Annotated in this window: 2 protein-coding genes and 1 pseudogene; all 3 read right to left on the bottom strand. The window is 53.2% G+C overall.

Annotation, left to right across the window (positions count from 1 at the left end; all coding sequences use genetic code 11):
• Positions 1-223: 223 nt before the first annotated feature.
• Positions 224-3,793 carry a chromosome segregation protein SMC gene (smc, locus tag AQR02_RS09880; protein ID WP_054940418.1) on the bottom strand — a complete coding sequence of 1,190 codons (3,570 nt, stop codon included), beginning with the start codon at positions 3,791-3,793 and terminating at the stop codon, positions 224-226.
• A 212-nt stretch (positions 3,794-4,005) separates the two neighbouring features.
• Complete coding sequence (rnc, locus tag AQR02_RS09875) at positions 4,006-4,710, bottom strand: ribonuclease III (protein WP_054940417.1); 705 nt, start codon at positions 4,708-4,710, stop codon at positions 4,006-4,008.
• Between the two features lie 15 nt (positions 4,711-4,725).
• A pseudogene (gene fabF / locus AQR02_RS09870) lies at positions 4,726-5,616 on the bottom strand (beta-ketoacyl-ACP synthase II); the annotation flags it as partial.

The raw sequence follows: 5,616 nt of genomic DNA, 5'->3' as shown, positions 1-5,616 counted from the left end.
AAATGCTTTCTTTCAATTTTTTAAAAAAGCTCATATGGTCCCCCTCAATTATGGGATTAGTCGTGACTCCAGAGAATATTTGGACTTTCGGCCGCTGTTGTCTGCAGATTTCTTGATTATCCCCGCTGTTCGCGGTTGAAATCCGCAGACAAAGGCGGACGCTACCGCTCCTCCAGTTCCAAAATTCCCTTCCGCCACTTTTCCCTTATTGTTTCTAATAAACCTATGCTATTTCCGCCTCTTCATCCTCAAGCTTCACGGAGACGAGCTTGGACACGCCGCCTTCCTCCATCGTCACCCCATACAGCACATCCGCTTCCTCCATCGTACCCTTGCGGTGGGTAACCACGATGAATTGCGTCTGCTCAGAGAACTCCCGCAAATACTGGGCGAACCGGACTACGTTTGCTTCATCAAGCGCAGCCTCAACCTCATCCAGCACGCAGAACGGAACCGGCTTCACCTGTAAAATAGCAAACAGAAGGGCCATCGCAGTCAAAGCGCGCTCGCCGCCGGACAGCAGCTGCAGATTTTGCAGTTTTTTGCCGGGAGGCTGAGCCACGATATCAATGCCCGTCTCAAGCATATGCTCAGGATCCAATAGCTGCAAATCCGCGCGGCCGCCGCCGAACAGCTTCGAGAATACTGTCCCGAATTCCCGGCGGATCGCATCGAAGGTCAGTTTGAAGCGTTTGGACATCTCTTCTTCCATCTCATGAATCACATGGTATAGGGTTGTCTTAGCTTCTACCAGATCATCCTTCTGTCCGCTGAGGAAGGTGTAACGCTCATGAACACGCTGATATTCCTCTATAGCCCCCAAGCTGACTTCACCCAGGGCGGAGATGCTGCGTTTAAGCCGCTGCACCTCAGCCTGGGCTGCCGGCACATCCTCGGGAACAGGATAACGCTGCTTCGCCAGCTCATAGCTCAGCTCATAGTCATCGCTTAGCTTGCGCAGGATATTGTCCAGTTCGACATCCAGCCGTCCAACAGACACTTCAGTTGTCCGGAGCTTGTCCTCTACAGACTTAAGGGCCTGGCGCTGGTCCTTGGTTTCCCCTTCGGCCAGCTCAAGCTTACGTGTCAGAGCCGTGCGGTCAGCCCGTGCCAAATCCAGTGCTGCCGCTGTTTCATCTTTTTTGAGCCGGTATGTGTTGAGGTTCTCCTTCTGCTTCACAGCTTCCCGGGCATTCTCCTCCAGGTCCTGTTCAATCGTCATGAGCAGGCTGCGGCTCTGGCGCAGCTCTTTCTCCTGCGATCCGGCATCCTGTCTCATACGGCGCAGCTGTTCTTCCAGTGAGAAAATCTCCTGATCCAGCTTGCCCTCTGTTACCTTCATCCCGGTCAGCTTACCCTGAAGCTCTTCCTTGGCGGATTCGCTCGCTTTACGCTCTGATTCAGCATTGCGGATCGCCTCATGGGCATCCTTCTCTTCCTGCTCCAGTCGTGCAAGCTCGTTGACAGCGTGAACCCGGCTTTCTTCCAGTGCTTTGACTTCACTTTCAAACCCGCTGCGCTCCGCCCCTGCTCCATCCACCTGCTCCTGGACATGGCGCAATTCCTGCTCCAGCTGCTTCAGATCACCGGCAACCCGCTGCTCCTCCAGACGTTTCTCGTCACCGTCATGACGCAGCTCTTCCAGCTTCTGCGACGCATTCTCCTGCTCGTCCTTCAAGCGGCTGATGCCTTGCTTCAGCTTGCTGATCTGCAGCTCGCTTTCTTCAATCTCGCTGAGCAATTGATCCAGCTGGCGTTTGCGGCTTAGCAGGCTGTTATTCTTTTTATGCTGGCTGCCCCCGGTCATGGAACCGCCTGCATTCACGACATCCCCTTCAAGAGTTACAACACGGTAGCGGTATTGGCATTTGGCGGCAATCCGGTTGGCCTGCTCCAGACTTTCAGCAATAACTACGTTGCCAAGCAAGCTTCCAATGATACTGGCATATTTATCTTCATAACCCACCAGTTCAGATCCGATGCCGACAAAGCCTTCGGCTCCTTCAACCATCCCCCGGTCGCTGCCAGTAATCTGCCGGGGCCGGATAACATCCAGCGGCAGAAACGTCGCCCTGCCCAGCTGGCGTTGTTTCAGAAAAGCAATCGCCTGCCGGGATACCGCTTCATTATCCATGACGACATGCTGCAGTGAAGCACCCAATGCCGTCTCAACGGCCATTTCCAGCTTCTCCGGTACAGAGATCAGCTCAGCTACAGCGCCATGGACACCGTTTAGCTGACCCTTACGCGCACCCTTGAGCACTTCCTTGACACCAAGCATGAAGCCGTCAAAATCATCCTGCATTTCCTTCATCGTCTCGTGCCTGGATACCTGCGCTTCACGCTTCTGCTCCCATTTGCGGAGACCGGACTGCGTTTCTTCCAGCAGCTTCTGACGTTTGCTCGACTGCTCGCTTTCTGTGATATAAGCATTGCGCAGAGCACCGATTTCTTTGCCGAGTGCGGTAATTCTATCCTTCAGCGTCTTCTGAGAGGCAGACAGCTCCTGCAGTCTAGCAACCCATTTGCCGCTTTCTTCACTACTTCGGCTCATCCGCCGCTCCAGGCTTTCCTTCTGCTGATCCGCATAGCGGATTTCATTGCGGGCCTGGGCCATCAGATTCATCAGCTCGAGCAAGGCGCTCTTCAGCTTCTCTTCCTTACTCTGGCTGATGCCCCCGGTAACGCCTTCCAGCCGGGTCTCTTCATCCGCTAGCTGGCTGCGCAAATCCTCGAGCGCCTGCCGCGACTGTGCAAGCTTCAGCTCCAGCTCCGCAAGCTCACGCTGGCGGCCTTCTGAGCGTTCGCCTACAGAACCTAAAGTGAGCATCAGCTGTTCACGGTTGCTCTCCAGATTGCGTTTGCGTTCCTTGAGAACTTCTCCATAGCCTTCGCTCTTCTCATAGGCTTCACTGTAACGCAGCAGCTGCTCCTGCAGCTTCTCAACCTGCTCTTCCAATGCCCGAAGCTCGGCACGTCCGCTTTCCAGCTTGGCATCGTGGGCGGAAACCACCGTAGACAGTGCCAATTGTTCATGCTTAAGCACCTCGAGCCGGTCATTGCCTTCCTTCCAGGCGGTATGAATCCCTTCGATCTGGTGCACATATACTGAAATCTCCAGCTGTTTCAGCTGTTCGCGCAGTTCCTTATATCGAATGGCCTTCTCGGACTGGTCCTTAAGCGGACCAATCTGATCCTCCAGCTCACTGATCAAATCGTGAATCCGCAGGAGATTCTGCTCCGTTTCATCCAGCTTGCGTCCGGCATCCTTTTTACGCGATTTATACTTAACAATTCCTGATGCTTCTTCAAAAATCCCGCGCCGGTCCTCCGACCGGGTGCTGAGAATCTCTTCAATCCGGCCTTGGCCGATGATCGAGTACGCCTCACGCCCGATACCTGTATCCATAAACAGCTCCGTGATATCCTTTAACCGGCAGGCCTGCTTGTTGATTAAGTATTCACTTTCACCGCTGCGGTGTACTCGGCGGGTTACAGTCACTTCGCTGAAATCCAGCGGCAGCACATGATCTTCGTTATCCAGCGTCAGCGAAACCTCACCATAGTTCACCGCTTTACGCGCATCACTTCCGGCGAAGATGATATCCTCCATCTTGCCGCCGCGCAGCGACTTGGCACTCTGTTCGCCCAGCACCCAGCGGATGCCGTCGGAAATATTACTTTTGCCGCTGCCGTTTGGCCCGACTACTGCCGTAATGCCGCGTACAAATTCCATTTCTGTTTTGTCAGCAAAAGATTTAAAGCCAGCTAATTCAATCCGTTTCAAAAACATGACTCGCCTATCACCTCTGACCTATTATAACATAGCGTTTATAGCCTAAAATAGCCCGTCCTATCTGAAAGAATAGCGCGGTTATTCATCCGAAAAAGAGCAGCAAAAGTCTGACCTCCGCCTATACGCCGGCATTCAGACCATTGCTGCTCTCCTCCGCTAACTTACTTGCCTCGGCTAAGCCAATCTTTGTTTAAATGCAACTGCAGGATTCAAGCGCCGTCTTCCTTCAAACGCAATAGCGCCGCTGCGGCAGCCTGCTGTTCGGCTTCTTTCTTGGAACGCCCGTTGCCTCTGCCGAGGGACTGGTTAGCCATATACACTTCAGAAACGAATTCACGCTCATGTGCGGGTCCCCGTTCTTCAATAATCCGATATTCCAGCGTACCCAATCCGTGATGCTGTATCAGCTCCTGAAGCTCCGTCTTGAAATCGCTCATCTGCATTTGCAGCTTGCCGTCCGTCTCCACCAGCGGAAATACGTGATTATCAAGGAACCTGCGGGCCGTTTCCAGACCCTGGTCAAGATAAAGCGCTCCCACGAAGGATTCAAACACATCGGCCAGCAAGGCCGGGCGGGTTCGTCCGCCCGTAAGTTCTTCCCCTTTACCCAGCAATACAAACCGTCCGAAGCCCAGACTTTCGGCAAACTTAACCAGTGAGGGCTCACACACAATGGCGGCCCGCAGCTTGGTCAGTTCACCTTCAGGCCGGTCTGGCAGAAGGTTATACAAATATTCAGAAACCGTAAGCTCGAGCACGGCATCGCCCAGAAACTCAAGGCGTTCATTGTCCTGATGCTGGTTGAAACGGTGTTCATTCACATAAGATGCATGGGTAAAGGCCTGCTTCAGGAGTACAGGATCGTGAAATTGGATTTGAAGTTGATTTTGTAACTGCTTCAGGTCTCCTTTCACTGCACTGTTCTCCCCTTACTGTTTATATTTTTTAAGAATAACGGTCGCGTTATGTCCCCCGAATCCGAAGGAGTTGGACATGACAATGTTAAGCTCGGCCTCACGCGGCACATTCGGAACATAGTCCAAATCGCATTCCGGATCTTGATTGTCCAAATTGATCGTAGGCGCAATCATGTTCTTTTGCAGGGAAAGTCCGCAAATAATCGCCTCCACACCGCCGGCTGCACCAAGCAAATGCCCGGTCATTGATTTCGTGGAGCTGATTGCAACTTTATAAGCATGATATCCCAGCGCCTTTTTGACGGCAGCCGTTTCCTACTTGTCGCCTACTGGCGTAGAAGTACCGTGCGCATTGATGTAATCAATATCCTCCGGCGCAATGCCGGCATCACGAATCGCCATCTTCATGCAGCGCGCAGCGCCGTCAGGATCAGGCTCAGTCATGTGATGAGCATCCGCACTCAGACCGTAGCCGATAACCTCGGCATAGATCTTTGCACCGCGTTTCTCGGCATGCTCCAGCGATTCCAGAATCAGAATACCTGCGCCTTCACCCATAACAAAACCATCGCGGTCAACATCAAACGGACGGCTTGCCTTCTCCGGTTCCTCATTACGGGTCGACATGGCTCTCATCGCACAGAATCCAGCCATACCCGTCGGACGGATCGTAGCTTCCGAACCTCCGCAGATCATTGCATCCGCATCACCGCGCTGAATCAGCCGGAAGGACTCCCCAATGGAATGGCTTCCAGTTGCGCAGGCCGTTACTGTCGTGGTGTTCGGGCCTTTAGCGCCGAGATTAATCGACAGCTGTCCGGAACCCATATTTGCAATCATCATCGGGATAAAGAACGGGCTCACCCGCTTAGGTCCCTTCTCCAGCAGAAGATTATGATTATC

Origin of the sequence: Paenibacillus ihuae, from assembly GCF_001368795.1 — a bacterium.
Taxonomy (GTDB): Bacteria; Bacillota; Bacilli; order Paenibacillales; family Paenibacillaceae; genus Paenibacillus_AQ; species Paenibacillus_AQ ihuae.
The sequence above is the reverse complement of the archived record's forward strand: the minus strand, read 5'-3'. Positions and strand labels throughout refer to the sequence as shown.